Annotated in this window: 18 protein-coding genes; 13 read left to right on the top strand and 5 right to left on the bottom strand. The window is 63.0% G+C overall.

The features are described 5' to 3' along the window. The first annotated feature begins 14 nt into the window (after positions 1-14). The 7 genes from Q7C33_RS14745 to Q7C33_RS14775 all read left to right on the top strand — a co-directional run bounded on the left by Q7C33_RS14745 (position 15) and on the right by Q7C33_RS14775 (position 6,222). The gene (locus Q7C33_RS14745) at positions 15-1,091 is read left to right on the top strand and encodes an alkene reductase (protein ID WP_030138831.1); all 1,077 of its coding nucleotides are present in this window, start codon (positions 15-17) and stop codon (positions 1,089-1,091) included. Positions 1,092-1,256: 165 nt separating this feature from the next. Continuing rightward, a complete protein-coding gene (locus Q7C33_RS14750; RefSeq protein WP_030138830.1) occupies positions 1,257-1,679 on the top strand; it encodes a nuclear transport factor 2 family protein in 423 nt (140 codons plus the stop codon). After that, positions 1,676-2,431 (top strand): SDR family NAD(P)-dependent oxidoreductase, encoded by a 756-nt coding sequence (locus tag Q7C33_RS14755; RefSeq protein WP_407683643.1) that lies wholly within the window; start codon positions 1,676-1,678, stop codon positions 2,429-2,431. Before Q7C33_RS14750 ends, Q7C33_RS14755 begins: the two co-directional genes overlap by 4 nt. A 3-nt stretch (positions 2,432-2,434) precedes the next feature. Further along, complete coding sequence (locus Q7C33_RS14760) at positions 2,435-3,682, top strand: NAD(P)/FAD-dependent oxidoreductase (protein ID WP_030138828.1); 1,248 nt, start codon at positions 2,435-2,437, stop codon at positions 3,680-3,682. Beyond that, positions 3,679-4,494, top strand: a complete 816-nt coding sequence (locus tag Q7C33_RS14765) for a DUF1365 domain-containing protein (protein ID WP_030138827.1) — start codon at positions 3,679-3,681, stop codon at positions 4,492-4,494. The genes Q7C33_RS14760 and Q7C33_RS14765 overlap by 4 nt, the downstream gene beginning before the upstream one ends. After that, the gene (locus Q7C33_RS14770) at positions 4,466-5,734 is read left to right on the top strand and encodes a class I SAM-dependent methyltransferase (RefSeq protein ID WP_407683644.1); all 1,269 of its coding nucleotides are present in this window, start codon (positions 4,466-4,468) and stop codon (positions 5,732-5,734) included. Before Q7C33_RS14765 ends, Q7C33_RS14770 begins: the two co-directional genes overlap by 29 nt. Next, positions 5,734-6,222 (top strand): DUF2878 domain-containing protein, encoded by a 489-nt coding sequence (locus tag Q7C33_RS14775; protein ID WP_407683747.1) that lies wholly within the window; start codon positions 5,734-5,736, stop codon positions 6,220-6,222. The genes Q7C33_RS14770 and Q7C33_RS14775 overlap by 1 nt, the downstream gene beginning before the upstream one ends. A 17-nt stretch (positions 6,223-6,239) precedes the next feature. Here the strand turns inward: Q7C33_RS14775 and Q7C33_RS14780 are convergent, their stop codons facing one another. The 4 genes from Q7C33_RS14780 to Q7C33_RS14795 all read right to left on the bottom strand — a co-directional run bounded on the left by Q7C33_RS14780 (position 6,240) and on the right by Q7C33_RS14795 (position 8,793). Further along, positions 6,240-6,545 carry a DUF6482 family protein gene (locus Q7C33_RS14780; protein WP_030138824.1) on the bottom strand — a complete coding sequence of 102 codons (306 nt, stop codon included), beginning with the start codon at positions 6,543-6,545 and terminating at the stop codon, positions 6,240-6,242. Then, complete coding sequence (locus Q7C33_RS14785; protein WP_407683645.1) at positions 6,542-7,081, bottom strand: DUF3833 domain-containing protein; 540 nt, start codon at positions 7,079-7,081, stop codon at positions 6,542-6,544. Before Q7C33_RS14785 ends, Q7C33_RS14780 begins: the two co-directional genes overlap by 4 nt. After that, complete coding sequence (locus Q7C33_RS14790; RefSeq protein ID WP_407683646.1) at positions 7,078-7,602, bottom strand: chalcone isomerase family protein; 525 nt, start codon at positions 7,600-7,602, stop codon at positions 7,078-7,080. Before Q7C33_RS14790 ends, Q7C33_RS14785 begins: the two co-directional genes overlap by 4 nt. A 135-nt stretch (positions 7,603-7,737) precedes the next feature. Further along, positions 7,738-8,793, bottom strand: coding sequence for a LacI family DNA-binding transcriptional regulator (locus Q7C33_RS14795; RefSeq protein ID WP_045155838.1), 1,056 nt, complete (start codon positions 8,791-8,793; stop codon positions 7,738-7,740). Between the two features lie 127 nt (positions 8,794-8,920). On the opposite strand from Q7C33_RS14795, the gene Q7C33_RS14800 reads away from it, so the two are divergent. From Q7C33_RS14800 to Q7C33_RS14810, 3 genes are all read left to right on the top strand, one after another. Beyond that, positions 8,921-9,844: a TIM barrel protein gene (locus Q7C33_RS14800; RefSeq protein ID WP_407683647.1), complete on the top strand. Its 924-nt coding sequence runs from the start codon at positions 8,921-8,923 to the stop codon at positions 9,842-9,844. A 16-nt stretch (positions 9,845-9,860) separates the two neighbouring features. Further along, positions 9,861-11,030: a Gfo/Idh/MocA family protein gene (locus Q7C33_RS14805; RefSeq protein WP_407683648.1), complete on the top strand. Its 1,170-nt coding sequence runs from the start codon at positions 9,861-9,863 to the stop codon at positions 11,028-11,030. Between the two features lie 139 nt (positions 11,031-11,169). After that, positions 11,170-12,072, top strand: coding sequence for a sugar phosphate isomerase/epimerase family protein (locus tag Q7C33_RS14810; protein WP_407683649.1), 903 nt, complete (start codon positions 11,170-11,172; stop codon positions 12,070-12,072). 9 nt (positions 12,073-12,081) lie between these two features. Here Q7C33_RS14810 and Q7C33_RS14815 read toward each other — a convergent pair whose 3' ends face one another. Then, on the bottom strand, positions 12,082-12,540 hold the full coding sequence (locus Q7C33_RS14815; RefSeq protein ID WP_407683650.1) for a metallophosphoesterase family protein: 459 nt from the start codon (positions 12,538-12,540) through the stop codon (positions 12,082-12,084). A gap of 126 nt (positions 12,541-12,666) precedes the next feature. Here Q7C33_RS14815 and Q7C33_RS14820 point away from each other — a divergent pair, with 126 nt between their 5' ends. The 3 genes from Q7C33_RS14820 to Q7C33_RS14830 all read left to right on the top strand — a co-directional run bounded on the left by Q7C33_RS14820 (position 12,667) and on the right by Q7C33_RS14830 (position 18,410). Then, positions 12,667-14,235 (top strand): sensor domain-containing diguanylate cyclase, encoded by a 1,569-nt coding sequence (locus Q7C33_RS14820; protein WP_198796532.1) that lies wholly within the window; start codon positions 12,667-12,669, stop codon positions 14,233-14,235. Between the two features lie 117 nt (positions 14,236-14,352). Then, positions 14,353-16,356: a peptidase U32 family protein gene (locus Q7C33_RS14825; RefSeq protein WP_198796533.1), complete on the top strand. Its 2,004-nt coding sequence runs from the start codon at positions 14,353-14,355 to the stop codon at positions 16,354-16,356. 314 nt (positions 16,357-16,670) lie between these two features. Next, on the top strand, positions 16,671-18,410 hold the full coding sequence (locus tag Q7C33_RS14830; protein WP_407683651.1) for a dipeptidase: 1,740 nt from the start codon (positions 16,671-16,673) through the stop codon (positions 18,408-18,410). The last annotated feature ends 49 nt before the right edge of the window (positions 18,411-18,459 follow it).

Here is an 18,459-nt window from a genome sequence, read left to right on the forward strand (position 1 = left end):
ATCAAAGGTGCCTCATGAGCCACATCGGTCTTGATCTTCTGCTTTCCCGCGTCCAAGTCGGCACGCTGTCCTTGAAAAACCGCATGGTCATGGCGCCCATGACCCGCAGCCGCGCAGGCGACGGCGATGTCGCGACGCCGCTCATGGCCGAGTACTACAGCCAGCGGGCCAGCGCCGGGCTCATTGTTACCGAAGGCTCGCAGGTTTCGGCCCAAGGCAAGGGTTATCTGCGCACCCCCGGGATTTTCACCAGCCAGCAAGTCGCCGGCTGGAAACAGGTGACCGACGCTGTTCACGCCCAAGGTGGGCAAATCTACTTGCAACTCTGGCACGTGGGCCGGTTGTCCCACTCCCTGGTCCAGGCTGACGGCGCCCTGCCCGTGGCCCCGTCGGCGATCAAGGCCGACGGTGAAATCTATACCGCCGAAGGCCTCAAGCCCTATGAACTGCCACGGGCATTGGCGCTGGATGAAATCCCTGGGGTGATCGACGATTTCCGCCAGGCCGCCCTCAACGCCAAGCTCGCCGGTTTCGACGGCGTGGAAATCCACGGCGCCAACGGCTACCTGATCGACCAGTTCCTGCGTGACGGCACCAACCAGCGCACCGATGCCTACGGTGGCTCGATCGAAAACCGCGCGCGCTTTCTCAAGGAAGTGGTCGAGTCAGTGATCGAAGTCTTCGGCGCCAGCCGCGTTGGCGTTCGCCTGTCGCCGATCTTCAGCTATTTCTCGATGAGCGACAGTCATCCCCAGGCAACTTTCGACTACACGGCCCGGATGCTCAGCCGCTATGGCCTGGCGTACCTGCACATTGTCGAATTGGGCGAAGGCCCGTTCGATTTCGTCGAACTCAAGCGGCGCTTTGGCGGCCCGTACATCGCCAACGGCGGCTACAGCGCTGAACGCGCAGGTGCGGCGATCAGCCAGGGCACCGCTGACTTGGTAGCGTTTGGCACACCGTTCCTGGCGAACCCGGACCTGGTGGAGCGTTTCCGCTTGGGTGAAGCGTTGAATGCGCCCGATCCCGCCACGTTCTATCAAGGTGAAGAGGCTGGTTATACGGATTATCCGACCCTGCCCGCCCAATAAAGGCCAGCACCCGGCGACGCGCATGGAAGCGTTTCACGGCTCGCCACATCAAGTTGTACAGAAAACCAAAATACTTATACAAATCGCTTTATCTCGTACAACTCATGCAGTACGCTCCGAATACTTGTACAGAAATAGAACCATGTACAACTTTAGGAGCCTGACATGTCTGCCTTTCTCAAAGGTTTCGCCCACGCGTTCGCCGAGCTGGATGCCAGCCGCCTGGCTGAACTCGACAGGCTCTACAGTGACGATGTGCACTTCCAAGACCCCTTGCACCGGGTCGAAGGGCTGCCGGCCCTGCGCGATTACTTCGCCCAGCTCTACGCCAACGTCAGCGACGTGCGTTACGACTTCCATGGCTACGATGAAACCGGCCCCGGCGAGGGCTACCTGCGCTGGACGCTGCGCTTTCGTCACCCGCGCCTGAACGGCGGGGCGCCGATCGAATTGCCAGGCTGCACCTACTTGCGCTGGAACGATCGGGTCTACCTGCATCGGGACTTCTTCGACGCCGGCGCCCTGCTCTACGAGCACTTGCCGCTCTTCGGCCCACTGATTCGCTGGCTCAAGCGGAGGCTGGCATGAGCCGCATCTGGCTGACCGGTGCCAGCAGCGGCATCGGCGCCGAGCTGGCTGCGGTGCTGCTTGGACAAAGCCATCGCCTGGCGTTGAGCGCTCGGCAGGTCGGGCCACTGCGAGCCTTGGCCGAACACTTTCCGGATCAGGTGCTCGTCCTTCCGGGAGACGTGACCGATCCGGAGCAGATCGCCGCCATCCTCCAGCGCATCGACCGCGAATGGGGCGCCCTCGATCAGGTGATTCTCAACGCTGGCACCTGCGAATACCTGGAACCGGGGCAGTTCGACTCGCGCCTGGTGGAGCGCGTACTCGACACCAACCTGCTCGGCACCTGCCATTGCCTGGAAGCGGCCCTGCCCCTGTTGCGCCGAGGCCAAGCCCCGCATCTGGTCGCGGTGTGCAGCGCGGTGACCTGGCTGGCCCTGCCCCGGGCCGGTGCCTACGGCGCGTCCAAGGCCGCGTTGCGTTACCTGCTCGAGTCGTTGCGCATCGACCTGGCTGCCGAAGGCATCGACGTCACCCTGGTGAGCCCCGGCTTTGTCGATACGCCTCTGACCCGGCGCAATGACTTTCCCATGCCCCAGATCTGGTCGGCACAACGGGCCGCGCAGCACATCGCGCGACGCCTGGGCCCGCGCCCGCTGGATATCGCGTTTCCGTGGGCCTTCATTTTTGTCATGCGGTTGCTCGGGCACCTGCCTGCGCGCTGGCGCCTTGCGCTTGGCCGTCGTCTTTCACGTAACGCGGAAAGGACTTGAACCATGCGCATCGCAATCATCGGCAGCGGTATCTCGGGACTGACGTGCGCCTACCTGTTGGCCCGCCAGCATCAGATTACGGTGTTCGAAGCTGACAACCGGATCGGCGGCCATACCCATACCGTGGATGTCGATTGGCAGGGCCGACGCTACGGCGTGGACACCGGTTTCATTGTTTACAACGACTGGACCTACCCGAACTTCATCCGCTTGCTGGACCAGTTGGGCGTGGCGTCGCGCCCGACGGAAATGAGTTTCTCGGTGCATGACCCAGCGTCCGGCCAGGAATACAAAGGGCACACCCTGGACAGCCTGTTCGCCCGTCGGCGCAACCTGTTGTCTCTGAGCTTCTGGGGCATGCTGCTGGATATTCTCAGGTTCAACCGCGAGGCGACTGCGGACCTCAAGGCGCAGCGTATCGACGGCGCCACTCGACTGGGTGATTACCTGCGCGACCGGCGCTACGGCCAACGCTTCATCGACCATTACATCGTGCCGATGGGCTCGGCGATCTGGTCGATGTCGCCGGCCGGAATGCTGGCGTTCCCGCTGCAATTCTTCGTGCGTTTCTGCCACAACCACGGCCTGCTGTCGGTCAACCAGCGTCCGCAATGGCGAGTGCTCGAAGGCGGTTCCCGCGCCTACATCGAGCCGTTGTGCGCCCGCTTTCGCCAACGCATCCATCTCGACTGTCCGGTGCAGCGGGTCAGCCGCGACGCCGACGGCGTGACCGTGCACAGCCATCGTGGCCCGGAGCGATTCGACAAGGTGGTATTCGCCTGCCACAGCGACCAGGCCCTGGCGCTGCTCGAAACCCCAAGCGTCGATGAAGTCGATGTGCTCGGTGCCCTGGCCTACGCCCACAACGAGGTGCTGCTGCACACCGACACTCGATTATTGCCACGGCGCCAGAACGCCTGGGCGAGCTGGAACTACCGTCTGGGCGGTCCGCCACAGGCACCTGCCGCATTGACCTACAACATGAACATTCTCCAGGGGTTCGATGCGCCGGTGACGTTCTGCGTGAGCCTGAACCAAAGCGCGTCGGTGGACCCGGCCAAGGTCCTCGCCCGCTTCGACTACGCCCACCCGCAATACAGCCTCGCCGGGATCGCCGCCCAGGCTCGGCAAAATGACCTGCAAGGACAGCAGCACAGCTATTTCTGCGGCGCCTACTGGGCCAATGGCTTCCATGAAGACGGCGTCGTCAGCGCGCTCGCCGTGGCGGAGCATTTCGGAGAAGTGCTTTGAACAGCAGCCTGTGTCACGGCTGGATCGATCATCGGCGCCATACGCCGCGCGTCCACGCGTTCCGGTATCCGATCGGCATGTTTTACCTCGATCTCGCCGAACAAGCGAGCCTGCTGAGACTGTCACGTTTACTGCGGCCATGGCGTGTGGCGCCGCTGTGCTGGCGTGAGCGTGACTACCTGCCGACCCTTACCCAAGCGGGCATCCCGCTGGTTCAAGCGGTGCGGGAAGTCGTAGGGCAAGCGCTGGGCTCCGTTCCTCAAGGCGCAATCCATCTGTTGACCCAACCACGCAGTTGGGGCCTGTCATTCAATCCGGTGAGTTTCTTCTTCTGCCATGACACTGCCGGGCGCCTGGCGGCAATTCTCTGTGAAGTGCGTAACACACCCTGGCGTGAGCGCCACCATTACGTGCTGCCGGTAACCCCCGGCGAGCCGCACCTGTTCCAGGTCGCCAAGGCGTTCCATGTTTCACCGTTCCTGCCACGGGACATGGACTACCGCATGCGCTTCCTGATCCAGGACTCGCACATCCGCGTGCACATGGAAAACTGGCGCGCCGGCCAAAAGGTGTTCGAGGCCGACCTCGCGCTGCAACGTCGCCCTCTCGACGCGCCAGCACTGCGTCGCTACGTGCTGGCGTTTCCGTGGATGAGCTTGCGCACCGTGAGCGCCATCTATTGGCAGGCCCTGCGCCTGCTCTTCAAACGCACGCCCCTGCACGATCATCAGGCCAGCGATGGCAGCCTGACTGTCGGCCAAACCGCCCATAAGGATCCAGACCATGTCCGAACCCACCCTGAGCGTCACTAAGGCCAGCGGCGGCTGCCCGTTGAGCGGCGGCCTGTTCAAACAGGCCGTGTTCGCACAACTGCGCCGCCTGCGTCACGGCCACCTGCGCCTCATGCTGGATGGCGAGCCGTTGAGCTTTGGCGACGTGTCCAGCCCTTTGGTGGCCGAGGCCGAGATACTGGACGGTGCCGTCTGGGGCATGGTCGCCGGCAATGGTTCGATCGGTGCCGGCGAGGCGTATATCCACGGCTACTGGCGCAGCAACGACCTCACCGCCGTCACTCGCCTGTTCGTCGCCAATCTTGACGTGCTCGATGCCATGGACAGCGGCCTGGCACGCCTGGGCCGGCCTTTGCTGCGCGGCTTGCACTGGCTCAATCGCAACAATCGCAAGGGCTCGCGGCGCAACATCATGGCCCATTACGACCTGGGCAACGAGCTGTTCGAACGCTTGCTAGATCCAACGATGATGTATTCGGCGGCCATGTTCGAACATGCCGAACAAAGCCTCGAACAGGCCCAGGTCAACAAGCTCGAACGCATCTGCCAGAAGCTTGATCTGCGACCCGGCGACCATCTGCTGGAGATCGGCACCGGTTGGGGCAGCCTGGCCATCCATGCGGCTACCCATTACGGCTGCAAAGTCACCACCACGACACTTTCCAAAGAGCAGTACGCGCATACCTGTCAACGTGTCGCGGCGCTGGGCCTGCAACAACGCATCGAAGTGCTGTGCCTGGATTACCGCGACCTGGAGGGACGCTTCGATAAATTGGTGTCCATCGAGATGATCGAAGCAGTCGGCCATCGCTACCTGCCCGAGTATTTCCGCCGCTGCGCCGCGCTGCTCAAGGACGACGGCCTGATGCTGATCCAGGCCATCACCATTCGCGACCAACGCTACGACCAGGCCCGGCGCTCGGTGGATTTCATCCAGCGGCACATCTTTCCCGGTGGGGCGCTTCCGTCCCTGTCGATGCTGCTCAAGACCGCCAGTGCCCAAACCCCGCTCAACTTGCTGCACCTGGAAGATTTTGGCGCGCATTACGCCCGCACCCTGCGCCACTGGCACGACAACTTCCGGCAGTCGCGCCAGGCCCTGCTGGCGTTGGGTTATGACGAGACGTTCCAGCGCCTTTGGGAGTTTTACCTGTGCTATTGCGAGGGCGGGTTCCAGGAGCGTGCCATTGGCGTCGCGCAACTGCTGTTCGCCGCCCCCGGGGCCCGCCCCGCGCCCTTGCTGGAACAGCGTCAAGCATGATCAGTCGCACCGCGCTGATTGCCAATGCGCTCTGGCTGCAATTGGGCTGGTGGGCGTGTGTACTGGGTGCGCACCAGCCGGCATGGCTTGCTGCCGTGGCGGTTGGATTGCTCGCTCACCTACTGTTGTGCCCCGACCCGAAGGCCGAGCGTCGGGCGATGCTGCGTGTCGGTGTGAGCGGTATGTTGCTGGATGGGAGCCTGGGGATCTTGGGCCTGTTCGAATTCGCTGAAAGCCCGTTGCCGCTGTGGCTGGCGCTGCTCTGGCTGGTTTTTGCCAGCGGGCTGCGCCACAGCCTGGCATGGGCTGGAAAAAAGCTGTGGCTTGGCGCCCTCGCGGGCGCAGTCGGCGGCCCCCTCGCCTACTGCGCGGGCGCACCACTGGCGGGTGTTTCACTGCCGCTGGGGATGCTCGGCACCGCGCTGGTGCTGGCGCCGCTATGGGCGATAGGGCTGCCGCTGGCCGTACGCCTGGCCGACGCCCAATAGCCACGGCATCGGCCTGTCTACCAAGGCTCATCCAGGAAAAGCGGCAGGCGCAGCGGCTCGATCAGCCCTTCACGCTGGCCGCACATTTCATCATGGACAACCTGTTGAATCAGCGTACAGGGCAGGCGCGGCACATCGCGCAACAGCTCCCGCAGATGCGTGGTGGAGCGAACTCGAAACGAATGTCCCGACTCGTCAAGCAACGTGAGCACTTCCCGGTCCAATCGGACACGTAGAAGGTAGATTCCGCCTTCCAGTGAGAGCAATTCCAACTCGACGATCCGACCCTCGACGGCCAGTTGGAGCAGTTCTTTCAAAGTCATGGCATGTCCCCCGCCTGGCGACGGAAGAACAGCGTCACTTGTCCCAATTCGATGCCGGCTTTGCTCATGCTGGAGCGGTTGATCAGCGTGTCCTCGTCCATCAGGTACATCCAGTCGTCAAACGTCACCTCGTAAGTGGAATCGTCCACTTGCAGGTTCAGTCGATAGCGCCAGCGCAGCGCATTGCCCGCCACCTCCCCTAACGCCTCGCCAATTACATCGTCGGCGCGGCCACTCCAAAGGCCCGGGCCGGTTGGCGTCAATGTCCAGACCCTACGCTGCCGGCTGCCATCGCTGTAGAGAAAACGCTCGTCGAGTATCAGTCGATCGCCCTCGCGGCGGCTGGAAATATCCACTTCAAAACGCTTGATCACTTCGCCCGAGCGCTTCTGATAGATGCCCCAGGCCTTGACGGGTTTGCTGAAGAAACGCTCCAGGTCGAGTTGCGGTTGCTGGTCGGCATAGCGGCCTACGTTGACATTGCCGCAACTGGTCAGGCCCATCACCAGCAACACGATGGCCAGCAGACGGATCATGGCGTGCTCCTTTTTGCGTTTGACGTATCGAGCCCCAGCAATCGTTGGCGCAACTCGGGATGACGCGTGCGCGGATCGAGCCAGATCGAGAAAAAACATCGGGAGAACAGCGTGTCGGCAATCTCGCGGGAAAGGCGTCCATCGACATAAAAGCGACTGCCTTGGCCGGGCAGGTACACGCCGGTGATGCGAGTGCCGGGTTGCACATCGACAAAGGCACCGCGCATCTGCGCCGCCCAGGCTTCCAGGCGCCCGGCATCCTGCACCGTGCCGGTGACGCGTTGCATTTCCTCAAGGCTGGTTTCGACCAGGTCCTGCTTGCTGATGCGGCGCCGATAATCGAGTTCAAGGGCAAAAGGCGTGTCCAGGCTCGGCTTGGACACGGTGCTCCAGAGCCGCGCCCGGTAGACGGCGAACCCGTACCAGCGAAAATCTGCCTCGCCGATCAGATCCGCTCCGGGCAAGGCCTCGCGCCGATCCGCCAAGGCATCACTGGCGTACAGCGCCAGCGCAAGGCTCATGGCACTTATCAAGCGGTGGCGGGCGGCTAAGGATCTGGGGATGGGCAAGCAATCGGTTTGCGAAGGCAAACCGATATTTGTACAACATCATAGTTTTGTACAGCTTTTTTGTAGGCAAATACCTTGGGATTTTCCCTAGACGCTTTCCGGTACATCAACCTGCAGCGGCACCACCCGCCTCGCCACCGGCCCTGCCAACGTGGCCGTCGCAGCCTCGACCAAGGCATCGACGGCCTCTTCCGCCAAGGCGATCACCGGATGGGAAAGTACTGCCTGGACCAACCCGGTCTTCAACGCGTCGCGGGTCAGCGGCGTGAGGTCATGGCACACCACGACGGGCAGGCGAAGCTGTTGTTCCTGAAGGCTACGCAGGGCGCGCAACACCCCGGCGATGCCGCCGCCAGCCACATAGAGCCCCGCCAGGTCGGGTTCTGCCGTGAGCAGGTCGAGCGTATTGCCATAAGCGAATTCATCGTCTTCCAGGGTCAGGCGCGAGGCGAGCAGTTCCCATTCACCGGACTGCTCCGCCAGGTAGCTGCGAAAGCTCAGTTCGCACAATTCCTGGCACTGGAAACGCTGGCTGCTGAGCATGACCGCCGCTGGACCGGGCTGCCTGGCGAGGCGGCTGATGAACCAGCCAGCCGTACGGCCTGTGAGGCGGTTGTCGAGGCCGGCGTAGCCGGTGCCGGCGCTGCTCGACAATTCCGACAGCAACGCTACCACCGATATGCCTGTCTCACGCAATTGGGCCACCGCCTCGCGCACCCTGGGGTGATCGACCGCCACCACGCCGAGGCCGTCCACCTGGTCGCGCAGGGCCAGGATGCGTTGCGCCACGTTGACGGGGTCGAGGTCGTCCAGGTAACCGATGACCACCCGAATGCGCGCTCGCGCGCAGGTGGCGGCGGCGTTTGACAGGGCGTGGGCCAGCCCTTGGTAGAACGGCACCCCGCTTTTCTGCAACAGGAAGCCCAAGCGCAAGGTGGGACGGTCGTTGAGCACCCGTTGCTCGATCACGGCCTTGGCATGAAAACCCAAGCGCCCGGCCGCCGCGGCGATGCGCTGGGCGGTGTCGGCGCGGACATCGGCGCGCAGGTTCAGAACTCGGTCGACGGTCGACAGGCTCACGCCGGCTTCCCGGGCGACGTCGGCCATGGTCGGTCGTAGTTTTCGGCGGGGTTGCTTTGACATGTCTTGACACCTCTTTCCGGCATGATGAGGGGTTTTGACACATTAAGCCATCACCCCATGGCCCGCTCCCCGCCGAGGCAATAGCATCAGGGCAAGACAAAAACAACAACACCGCCGGAGTGCTTCCATGGCGATTCACATCTGCACGGCGCCCTGCTGCTGGGGCGTCGATGACATCAAGAACCCGTTCCTGCCGCCGTGGCAACGGGTGTTGGGCGAAGCCGCCGAGGCCGGTTATCGCGGCATCGAGTTGGGGCCTTGCGGCTATCTGCCGCTGGAGGTCGAGACCCTCAGCCCAGCGCTGTCGGAGCACGGCCTTCACATCGTCGCGGGGACGATTTTCGATGACTTGGTAAGTCCGGCCAACCTGCCGGAGTTGCTGCGCCAGGCCCACGCCATTTGCGGATTGCTCAAACAGTTGCCGCCCATCGAACCACAACCCGGCCAACGCTTCGGTGGCCCCTACCTGGTGATCATCGACTGGGGCCACGAAGAACGCGACTACGCGGCCGGCCACTCGGACCGCGCGCCACGCCTGGACGACGCGCGCTGGAACGCCATGATGGCGCACATCCGCGCCGTCGCCGACATCGCCTGGCACGCCTACGGCATCCGTGCCGTCATCCATCCTCACGCGGGCGGCCACATCGAATTCGCCGATGAGCTGGCGCGGCTGGTGGATGATATTCCCCACGACGTCGCCGGGTTGTGCCTGGACACCGGGCACCTCTATTACGCAGGCATGGACCCCCTCGCATCGCTGCGTACCTACGCTCATCGCGTGGATTACCTGCACTTCAAGGACATCGACCCGGCGGTCTTCGACCAGGTGTTGAACGAACGCATCCGCTTCTTCGCAGCCTGCGCCCGGGGCGTGATGTGCCCGATCGGGCGTGGCGTCATCGATTACCCGGCGTTGCATCGCCTCCTACATGAGCTCGGTTACCAAGGCTGCATCACCGTCGAACAGGAACGCGACCCGCGCAATGCCGCCAGCAGCCTGGAAGACGTGGCGGCCAGCCGCGCCTATCTATCCCGCATCGGTTTTTAAAGGAAAAGGAGTCCTCATGATCAATGGCAGCAACATCCTTGCACGCCCCCTCCGCTGGGCCATGGTCGGCGGCGGCGAACACAGCCAGATTGGCTACATCCACCGCTCGGCCGCCCTGCGCGACCGCAACTTCGAACTGGTTGCCGCCGCGCTGGACATCGACCCCGAGCGTGGCCGGGCCTTCGGCCAACGGCTGGGGATCGACCCGGCGCGCTGTTATCCGGACTACCTGAGCCTGTTCGAGATGGAAGCGCAGCGGCCCGACGGCATCGAGGCGGTGTCGATCGCCACCCCCAACGGCACTCACTACGCCATTACTCGCGCGGCCCTTGAAGCCGGCTTGCATGTGGTCTGCGAAAAACCGCTGTGCTTCACCCTCGACGAGGCCGAGGCGCTGCGGGACCTGGCGAAAGCCAAGGCCCGCATCGTCGGCCTCACCTACGGCTATGCCGGGCACCAGTTGATCGAGCAGGCGCGGGCGATGATCGTCGCCCACGAGCTGGGGGAGATTCGCATGGTGCACATGCAGTTCGCCCACGGTTTCCATAGCGCACCGGTAGAGGCGCAGAACCAGGCGACGCAATGGCGCGTCGACCCGCGCCAGGCAGGGCCCAGCTATGTGTTGGGCGACGTGGGCACGCATCCGCTGTACCTGTCCAAAGTCATGCTGCCCGAGTTCCGAATCAAGCGCCTGATGTGCAGCCGGCAAAGCTTCGTCGCCAGCCGCGCCCCGCTGGAGGACAACGCCTACACCTTGATGGAATACGAAAGCGGCGCGATGGGCATGGTCTGGTCCAGCGCGGTGAACGCCGGCTCGATGCACGGCCAGAAGATCCGCGTGATCGGGTCCCGGGCGAGCCTGGAATGGTGGGACGAACGCCCGAACCAGCTGAGTTTCGAAATCCAGGGCCAACCCGCGCAAACCCTCGAGCGCGGCATGGGCTACTTGCATCCCGACGCGCTGCAAGACGATCGCATCGGTGGCGGCCACCCCGAAGGGCTGTTCGAAGGCTGGTCCAATCTTTATCGCCGCTTCGCCCTCGCCATGGACGCTGCCAACCGTGGCGACACCGAGACGCTGGCCGCGCTGCGTTATCCCGATATCGACGCCGGCGTGGACGGCGTGCGCTGGGTCGAGCGTTGCGTGGAATCGGCTAATAACGATTCAACCTGGATCGCCTACTAACCCGCTGCCAGAGAATTCCTGTGGCGAGGGAGCTTGCTCCCGCTGGGGCGCGAAGCGGCCCCTTTTTGGGACTGCTGCGCAGTCCAGCGGGAGCAAGCTCCCTCGCCACGGTCATGAACGTTCCCCAAGGAGAACAACAATGAAAATCGCCCTCGATCCCTACATGCACCGCCACCTGAGCCTGCCGGACCTCTGCCGCAAGACCGCCGAGCTCGGCTACGAATACCTCGAGCTGTCGCCACGGGAAGATTTCCTGCCGTGGTGGGTTCGCCCGCGGGCCCACAAGGAACGCATCGCCGAATTCAAGAAGGCCCTGCGCGACCACGATTTGCAACTGGCTTCGCTGCTACCCATGTACCGCTGGGCCAGCCCGCACGAGGACGAGCGCCGGGCTGCGGTGAACTATTGGAAAGAAGCGATCCAGGTCGCCGTGGAGATGGGCTGCACCACGATGAACTCGGAATTCGGCCGCGGACCGTCGCCGGATCGCGGGCATAAGGTCAGTTGCTGTGGCGGCGTGCACAGCCATGAGTCGAGCGAAGCGGCCTGGTGGCGTTCGATGGAGGAACTGGTGCCGATCCTCGAATCCGAAGGCGTCACGCTCAACGTCGAGCCCCATCCGGAGGACTGGTGCGAGACGCTGCACCCGGCCCTGGACATGCTCAAGACCATCGGCTCGGACAACGTCAAGTTCCTCTACTGCACGCCCCACACGTTCTACTTCGGCGATGACATGAAAGCCATGATCGCCGAAGCCGGGTCGATGATCGCCCACGTGCACATCGCCGACACCTACAACCACAAGGCCTCGTCCGGCCTGCGCTACATCGTCAACCCGCCCGGCGCCAAAGTGACGGTGCACCAGCACATGGACATGCACCAGGGCGAGATCGACTGGGACCTGTTCTTTGGCGAGCTGGCCAAGACCGGCTTCGATGGCATCGTCACCGCGTGCGTGTTCGGCTGGGAGGAACGCGCAGATGAATCCGGGCGCTTCATGCGCCAGGAAATCCAGGCCTACGTCGACAAGTATTTCAGGTAAACCCGCTCGTCACGGCAGCAACGGCACGATCCGCGGCTCGATCGCCTGTTCGCTGATCTCCAGCAGCGCCAGCGTCACCGGCAGCTTGAAACGCCGCCGGCCGGCGCTGCCAGGGTTGAGGTAGAGCCGCTCGCCGCGCCATTCGATCAACGGTTTGTGGGAGTGGCCGGTGACCACCAGTCCTACGTCCGGGCCAAGGGGCGTCGGCACGTCGGCGATGTCATGGACCAACAGCACTTGCCATCCGCCAAGGTCGAACTGCAGGCAATCGGCGATGTGCCCTGCCCAATCAGCCGCCAAGTCATTGTTTCCCCGCACCACATGCAGCTCGGCGATGGTGGACAATGCCTCCAGAATCTGCGGGCTGCCTATATCACCGGCATGAATGATCCGCTCGCAGCCTTGCAGCGCCGCAAGCGCTTCGGGGCGCAGCAGGCCGTGGGTATCGGAAATGACGCCAACTTTCATGAACCTTCCTCCTGCGGCGTGTGTCGTGGGCTATATCTATCTCGTCGCAGTTAGCTAACGTGCTGAAATCGAATAGGATAGGCTCCGCGCTGAAAGGCGCGAACCTGTCGTGGAAAGGATATGTGAATGCTCGGACGCAAGCAGCCAGAGCCAAAAATCGAAAGCCCCGATGAAGCCTTCTCCCAGCAGGCTGTGCGAGCCGGGGCGGCGTTTCGGTTGACCGTCAGTTTCATGCTCGTGGTCATCATCGCCTTCCTGGCTGTCGAAGGCTGGCGAACATGGCGTGATTATCGCGCGGCCTTTGCCTCTGCGCGCGATTCGGTCACCAACCTGGCACGGGCAACCGCCCAACACGCCGAAGACACCATCCGACAAGTCGACGTGGTGACCGCCGCCCTCGCCGAACGCGTGGAAGGCGATGGTCTGCAAAACATGGACATCCCGCGCATCCATAGGCTGCTGGTGCAACAGGCCGCGATCATGCCGCAGTTGCACGGGCTGTTCATCTATGGCCCGGATGGCCAATGGCTGGCGACGGACAAGGAGGTGATCCCGGAAACGGCGAACAACGCCGACCGCGACTATTTCCAGTACCACCGCACCCACGACGACCGGGGCGTACGCATCGGCGAGGTGATCAACAGCCGCTCCACCAACGATTTGATCATTCCCGTCTCCAGGCGCCTGAACAACCCCGACGGTTCGTTCGCGGGCGTGCTGCTCGGGACCGTCAAGGTCAGCTATTTCGTCGATTACTACGGTGATTTCAAGATCGACGACAAGGGCGCGCTGGTCCTGGCGACACGCAGTGGAACGATCCTGGTGCGCCGGCCTTTCGTCGCCTCGGTGATCGGCAAGAGCCTGGTCAACAGCGTGATTTTCCGGGAGCATTTGCCCACCTCCAACCAAGGCATCGCCGAAGCCAGGGCCGTCGTCGACGACACCGAGCGTCTCTACGGCTACCGCGCCCTGACCACCTACCCGTTGGTGGTGGAAGCCGGCCTGTCCCGGGATTCAATCATCGGCCCCTGGCGTCGCGACCTGCTCAAGACCAGCCTGGTGCTGGTGTTCCTGATCTCGGTGCTGGTGGCTTTCGGCCTCATCGTGCTGAGCCAGTTGCGCTATCGCATGACCATGGAAAAGCAGATCCGCAGCGCCCACCAGGCCATGCGCGACATGGCGCTGACCGACAGCCTGACCGGGCTGGGCAACCGCCGGCGGCTGGACATTGCCCTGGCCGATGAGCTGCGCCTGGCCAAGCGCCAGGGTTCGTCCCTGGCCCTGATCATGCTCGACGTCGATTACTTCAAGCGCTTCAACGACCGCTACGGCCACGCCGCCGGTGACGACTGCCTGCGAGCCATTGCCGGCGCGATCGGGCAGACGATCAAGCGACCGGGTGACCTGGCGGTCCGCTACGGCGGCGAGGAGTTCACCGTGTTGCTGCCCAACACGGACAGCCCAGGCGCCGCCAAGGTCGCGCAGCAAATCCTCGATGCCGTCCGGGCCTTGAACATCGAGCATGGCGATCATCCCTTGGGGATCGTGACCATCAGCGCCGGCATCACCACCTGCCAGCCAAGCAACGAGGACGCGACCCCGGCCATGCTGATCAAGGCCGCAGACGCGTTTTTGTACCTGGCGAAGAACACCGGGCGAAACCGCTGGTGCAGTGCCGGTGCTTCCCGGCCCTGACGCGGCGATCAACCGCATATCGCCTCATATCACCCAATGTCGGGTTGCGCAGGTGCCGATCCGGCGCCTGGCGGCTACAATGCGCGCTTCGACCGTGACCAGCCTGACTAAAAAAACATGTCCTTGCCTAAACATCATCTGGAATTGCTCAGCCCCGCCCGCGACGTGACCATCGCCCGCGAGGCCATCCTGCATGGCGCCGATGCCGTGTACATCGGTGGCCCGAGTTTCGGCGCGCGTCACAACGCCTGCAACGAGGTGAGCGATATCGCCCAGTTGGTGGAGTTCGCCCACCGCTACCACGCCCGGGTGTTCACCACGATCAACACGATCCTGCACGACAACGAGCTGGAGCCGGCCCGCCAGTTGATCCACCAGCTCTACGATGCTGGCGTCGATGCCCTGATCGTCCAGGACCTGGGCGTGATGGAACTGGACATCCCGCCGATCGAGCTGCACGCCAGCACCCAGACCGACATTCGTACCCTCGCCCGGGCGAAATTCCTCGACCAGGCCGGTTTCTCGCAACTGGTATTGGCCCGTGAACTGAACCTGCAGGAAATCCGCGCCATCGCCGACGAGACCGACGCGGCCATCGAGTTCTTCATCCACGGCGCGCTGTGCGTGGCGTTTTCCGGGCAGTGCAACATCTCCCACGCGCAAAACGGCCGCAGCGCCAACCGTGGCGATTGCTCCCAGGCCTGCCGCCTGCCCTATACCCTCAAAGATGACCAGGGCCGGGTGGTCGCCTACGAGAAACACCTGCTGTCGATGAAAGACAACAACCAGAGCGCCAACATCCGCGCCCTGGTGGAGGCTGGCGTACGCTCGTTCAAGATCGAGGGCCGCTACAAGGATGCGGCCTATGTGAAGAACATCACTGCCTACTATCGTCAGCGCCTGGACGATGTCCTCGAAGACCGCCCCGACCTGGCCCGCGCCTCCAGTGGCCGGATCGCGCATTTCTTCGTGCCGGACCCGGACAAGACCTTTCACCGTGGCAGCACTGACTATTTCGTCAGCGAGCGCAAGATCGACATAGGCGCCTTCGATTCGCCGACGTTCACCGGCGTACCGGTGGGCGTGGTGGAGAAAGTCGGCAAGCGTGACCTGCAAGTGGTGACCTCTGACCCGCTGTCCAACGGCGACGGCCTCAACGTGCTGGTCAAGCGCGAAGTGGTGGGTTTCCGGGCCAACATCGCCGAGCCCAAGGGCGAGTTCCTCGATGACGAAGGCCAGAAGCGCTACCGCTACCGCGTCGAGCCCAACGAAATGCCAGTCGGCATGTACCAGTTGCGCCCCAATCATCCGCTGAGCCGCAACCTCGATCACAACTGGCAACAAGCGCTGCTCAAGACCTCCGCCGAGCGCCGTGTGGGCCTGGCCTGGGTCGCACAGTTGCGTGAAGAGCGCCTGGCGCTGACCGCCACCAGCGAAGAAGGCATCAGCGCCAGCGTGGCCCTCGACGGTCCCTTCGGCCTGGCGAACAAGCCGGAGCAAGCCCTGGAACAATTGCAGGACCTGCTCGGCCAACTGGGCACCACCGAGTATCACGCCACGTCGATCAAGCTGGACGCGCCCCAGGCGTTTTTCATTCCCAACTCCCAGCTCAAGGCGCTGCGCCGCGAGGTGATCGAAGCCCTGACCACGGCACGCGTCGCGGCGCACCCACGGGGCGGGCGCAAGGCCGAGACCACGCCGCCGCCGGTGTACCCGGAATCGCACCTGTCATTCCTGGCCAACGTCTACAACCAGAAGGCCCGGGACTTCTACCACCGCCACGGCGTCAAGCTGATCGACGCGGCGTTCGAAGCCCACGAGGAAACCGGCGAAGTGCCGGTGATGATCACCAAGCACTGCCTGCGTTTCTCATTCAACCTCTGCCCCAAGCAGGCCAAGGGCGTCACCGGCGTGCGCACCAAGGTTGCGCCGATGCAGTTGATTCACGGTGATGAAGTGCTGACGCTGAAGTTCGACTGCAAGCCCTGCGAGATGCACGTGGTCGGCAAGATCAAGGGGCACATCCTCGACCTGCCGTTGCCAGGCAGCACCGCGCAGCCGGTGGTGGGGCATATCAGCCCGGAAGATTTGCTCAAGACGATTCCGCGCGGGACGCATTGATCGGCGGGTCAGTTACCTCTCGGTTGAATGGACCGACGTCTTCGCGAGCAAGCCCGCTCCCACAGTAAGTGCTGCTACTCAGCCGCCTCTGCTGATCTTTTGTGGGAGCGGGCTTGCTCGCGAAGGCGATATTCCAGCCGCCGGAAAAGTTGGATCAGACGCGGCGCAGGGATTTTTCATTTCTGCGCCGTTTGCGCTTTTACGGGCGACATATTCCGTTCAAGGGGCTCCCCCAATCCGCGTTCATGATGCTAGGTTGTAAGTGATTGTTTCATCAAACGACACTTTTTCCCTGCAAAGGAATGCCTGCCACCATGAACTTCCCGTTCAAGCGTCTTGCTATTGCCACCCTCGTGCTGTCCACCCTGGCATCCTTGCCGATGTCGGCCAATGCCAACATCACTGCGCAACAAAGCGCGGACTTCGTCAAAGCATTCACCGATACCTCGGTCAGCGATTTCCGCCAGTTCCTGGCAAGCGTCGCCAAGAGTGACCTGGCCAAGTCCGCCAACCTCAGCCCCGCTATCAGCGCTTTCCAAGACAACAAAACCCTGTCCGCCGAGCAACAGAACGAGATCCATCGGCTGCTGGGTCTCTACGCCCGGGTGAAGTACGGCAAGGCCGCCACCGAGACCTTGCGCCAGTTGGTGGAAATCCCGACCTATCGCAAGGACGGCGTGGCCCAGCATGAAAACCCGGAGTTCCTGAAGATCGCCGACAAGATCAAGAGCCTGGCCAACGACTTCAACCTGAACTTCCGCAACATCGACAACCGCGTCTATGAGATTTCCCTCGAAGGCAGCGGCGACGAAGTCGTGGGCATTCACGCCCATGCCGACGTGGTGCCGGTGACGCCGGAAAACTGGGTGCTCAAGGACGGCACCAAGCTTGATCCGTTCAAGGTCACCCTGGTGGGCGATCGCATGTACGGTCGCGGCACCGAGGACGACAAGAACGGCATCGTCGTGGCGCTCTACGCCATGAAGATCATCAAGGAAGAAAAACTGCCGCTGGCGCGTAACTTCAAGCTGCTGGTCGATACCACCGAAGAAACCACCGGCGATGCCATCCCCTATTATTTCGAGCGCAACCCGACGCCCAATTACAACCTGGCGCTGGATGGCAGCTACCCGGTGGTGATCGCCGAGAAAGGCTACGGCACGGTCATGGCCAATTTCCCACGTCGCGCGGGCCAGGGCAAAGGCGCCGAGATCACCGGGCTGACCGGCGGCATGGCGACCAACCAGATCCCATCGACTTCAGTCGCGACATTCGCCACCGACAAGCCCGCCGAGCTGGCCGCCAGCCTGCGCAAGGCCGGCACTGACTACGCCAAGGCCAATGGCGGCGACTTTGAGGTAAAAAGCGAGGTGGACGGCAAGACGGTCAAGCTGACCTTCACTGGCGTTTCCGCCCACTCCTCCGAGCCTGAGTCAGGCGTCAACCCGGTGGCCAGGATGCTGGTGTTCATCAACGGCCTCGACGGCAAGGTCGCGCTCAAGCACAACCACATCACCGACTCCGCCCGCTATGCCACTGACAATTGGGGCCTGGATTACCTGGGCAAGAAACTGGGCATCGGCTTCTCCGACGCATTCATGGGCCCGCTGACCGCCTCGCTGACCTACGTCGGGATGGATGACAAGACTTTCAAGCTGGCCGTGAACCTGCGGGTGCCCGTGGGCAAGCCGACCGAGACGCTGAAAACGGAGATCAACGACAAGCTTTCCGCCTGGGCCAAGAAGTCCAAGGTCGCGGTGGCCTTCGATAACTCTATCGACGAACCGATGTACCGCAACCCCGAAGGCGAATGGGTCAAGGCGCTGCTGGCCGTGGCCACCGAGAACCTGGGCATGGAGCATAAGTTCGGCACCTCCGCTGGCGCCACGTCGGTCCATGACTTGCCGAACGGCGTGCAATTCGGCCTGGCCATGCCCGATGTGAAGTACACCGGTCACAACGACAACGAGTTCAAGACCGTGGAGCAGTTCCTGCTGGACCTGCAGGTCGTGACCGAAATGATGGGGCGGATCGGGCAGTTGCCGAAGCTCTAAGAAACGGCGTGATCCCCGTGGCGAGGGAGCTTGCTCCCGCTCGGTTGCG

It is taken from the genome of Pseudomonas sp. BP11-1-1 (genome assembly GCF_052112105.1).
GTDB classification, from domain to species: Bacteria; Pseudomonadota; Gammaproteobacteria; order Pseudomonadales; family Pseudomonadaceae; genus Aquipseudomonas; species Aquipseudomonas alvandae.

Bases quoted from the DNA above. Each gene is read 5' to 3' on its own strand.
- Q7C33_RS14780 (WP_030138824.1), bottom strand. From the start codon at position 6,545: ATGACTTTGAAAGAACTGCTCCAACTGGCCGTCGAGGGTCGGATCGTC.
- Q7C33_RS14790 (WP_407683646.1), bottom strand. From the start codon at position 7,602: ATGAGCCTTGCGCTGGCGCTGTACGCCAGTGATGCCTTGGCGGATCGG.
- Q7C33_RS14770 (WP_407683644.1), top strand. From the start codon at position 4,466: ATGTCCGAACCCACCCTGAGCGTCACTAAGGCCAGCGGCGGCTGCCCG.
- Q7C33_RS14820 (WP_198796532.1), top strand. From the start codon at position 12,667: ATGCTCGGACGCAAGCAGCCAGAGCCAAAAATCGAAAGCCCCGATGAA.
- Q7C33_RS14750 (WP_030138830.1), top strand. From the start codon at position 1,257: ATGTCTGCCTTTCTCAAAGGTTTCGCCCACGCGTTCGCCGAGCTGGAT.
- Q7C33_RS14810 (WP_407683649.1), top strand. From the start codon at position 11,170: ATGAAAATCGCCCTCGATCCCTACATGCACCGCCACCTGAGCCTGCCG.
- Q7C33_RS14760 (WP_030138828.1), top strand. From the start codon at position 2,435: ATGCGCATCGCAATCATCGGCAGCGGTATCTCGGGACTGACGTGCGCC.
- Q7C33_RS14830 (WP_407683651.1), top strand. From the start codon at position 16,671: ATGAACTTCCCGTTCAAGCGTCTTGCTATTGCCACCCTCGTGCTGTCC.
- Q7C33_RS14805 (WP_407683648.1), top strand. From the start codon at position 9,861: ATGATCAATGGCAGCAACATCCTTGCACGCCCCCTCCGCTGGGCCATG.
- Q7C33_RS14815 (WP_407683650.1), bottom strand. From the start codon at position 12,540: ATGAAAGTTGGCGTCATTTCCGATACCCACGGCCTGCTGCGCCCCGAA.
- Q7C33_RS14800 (WP_407683647.1), top strand. From the start codon at position 8,921: ATGGCGATTCACATCTGCACGGCGCCCTGCTGCTGGGGCGTCGATGAC.
- Q7C33_RS14745 (WP_030138831.1), top strand. From the start codon at position 15: ATGAGCCACATCGGTCTTGATCTTCTGCTTTCCCGCGTCCAAGTCGGC.
- Q7C33_RS14785 (WP_407683645.1), bottom strand. From the start codon at position 7,081: ATGATCCGTCTGCTGGCCATCGTGTTGCTGGTGATGGGCCTGACCAGT.
- Q7C33_RS14825 (WP_198796533.1), top strand. From the start codon at position 14,353: ATGTCCTTGCCTAAACATCATCTGGAATTGCTCAGCCCCGCCCGCGAC.
- Q7C33_RS14795 (WP_045155838.1), bottom strand. From the start codon at position 8,793: ATGTCAAAGCAACCCCGCCGAAAACTACGACCGACCATGGCCGACGTC.
- Q7C33_RS14755 (WP_407683643.1), top strand. From the start codon at position 1,676: ATGAGCCGCATCTGGCTGACCGGTGCCAGCAGCGGCATCGGCGCCGAG.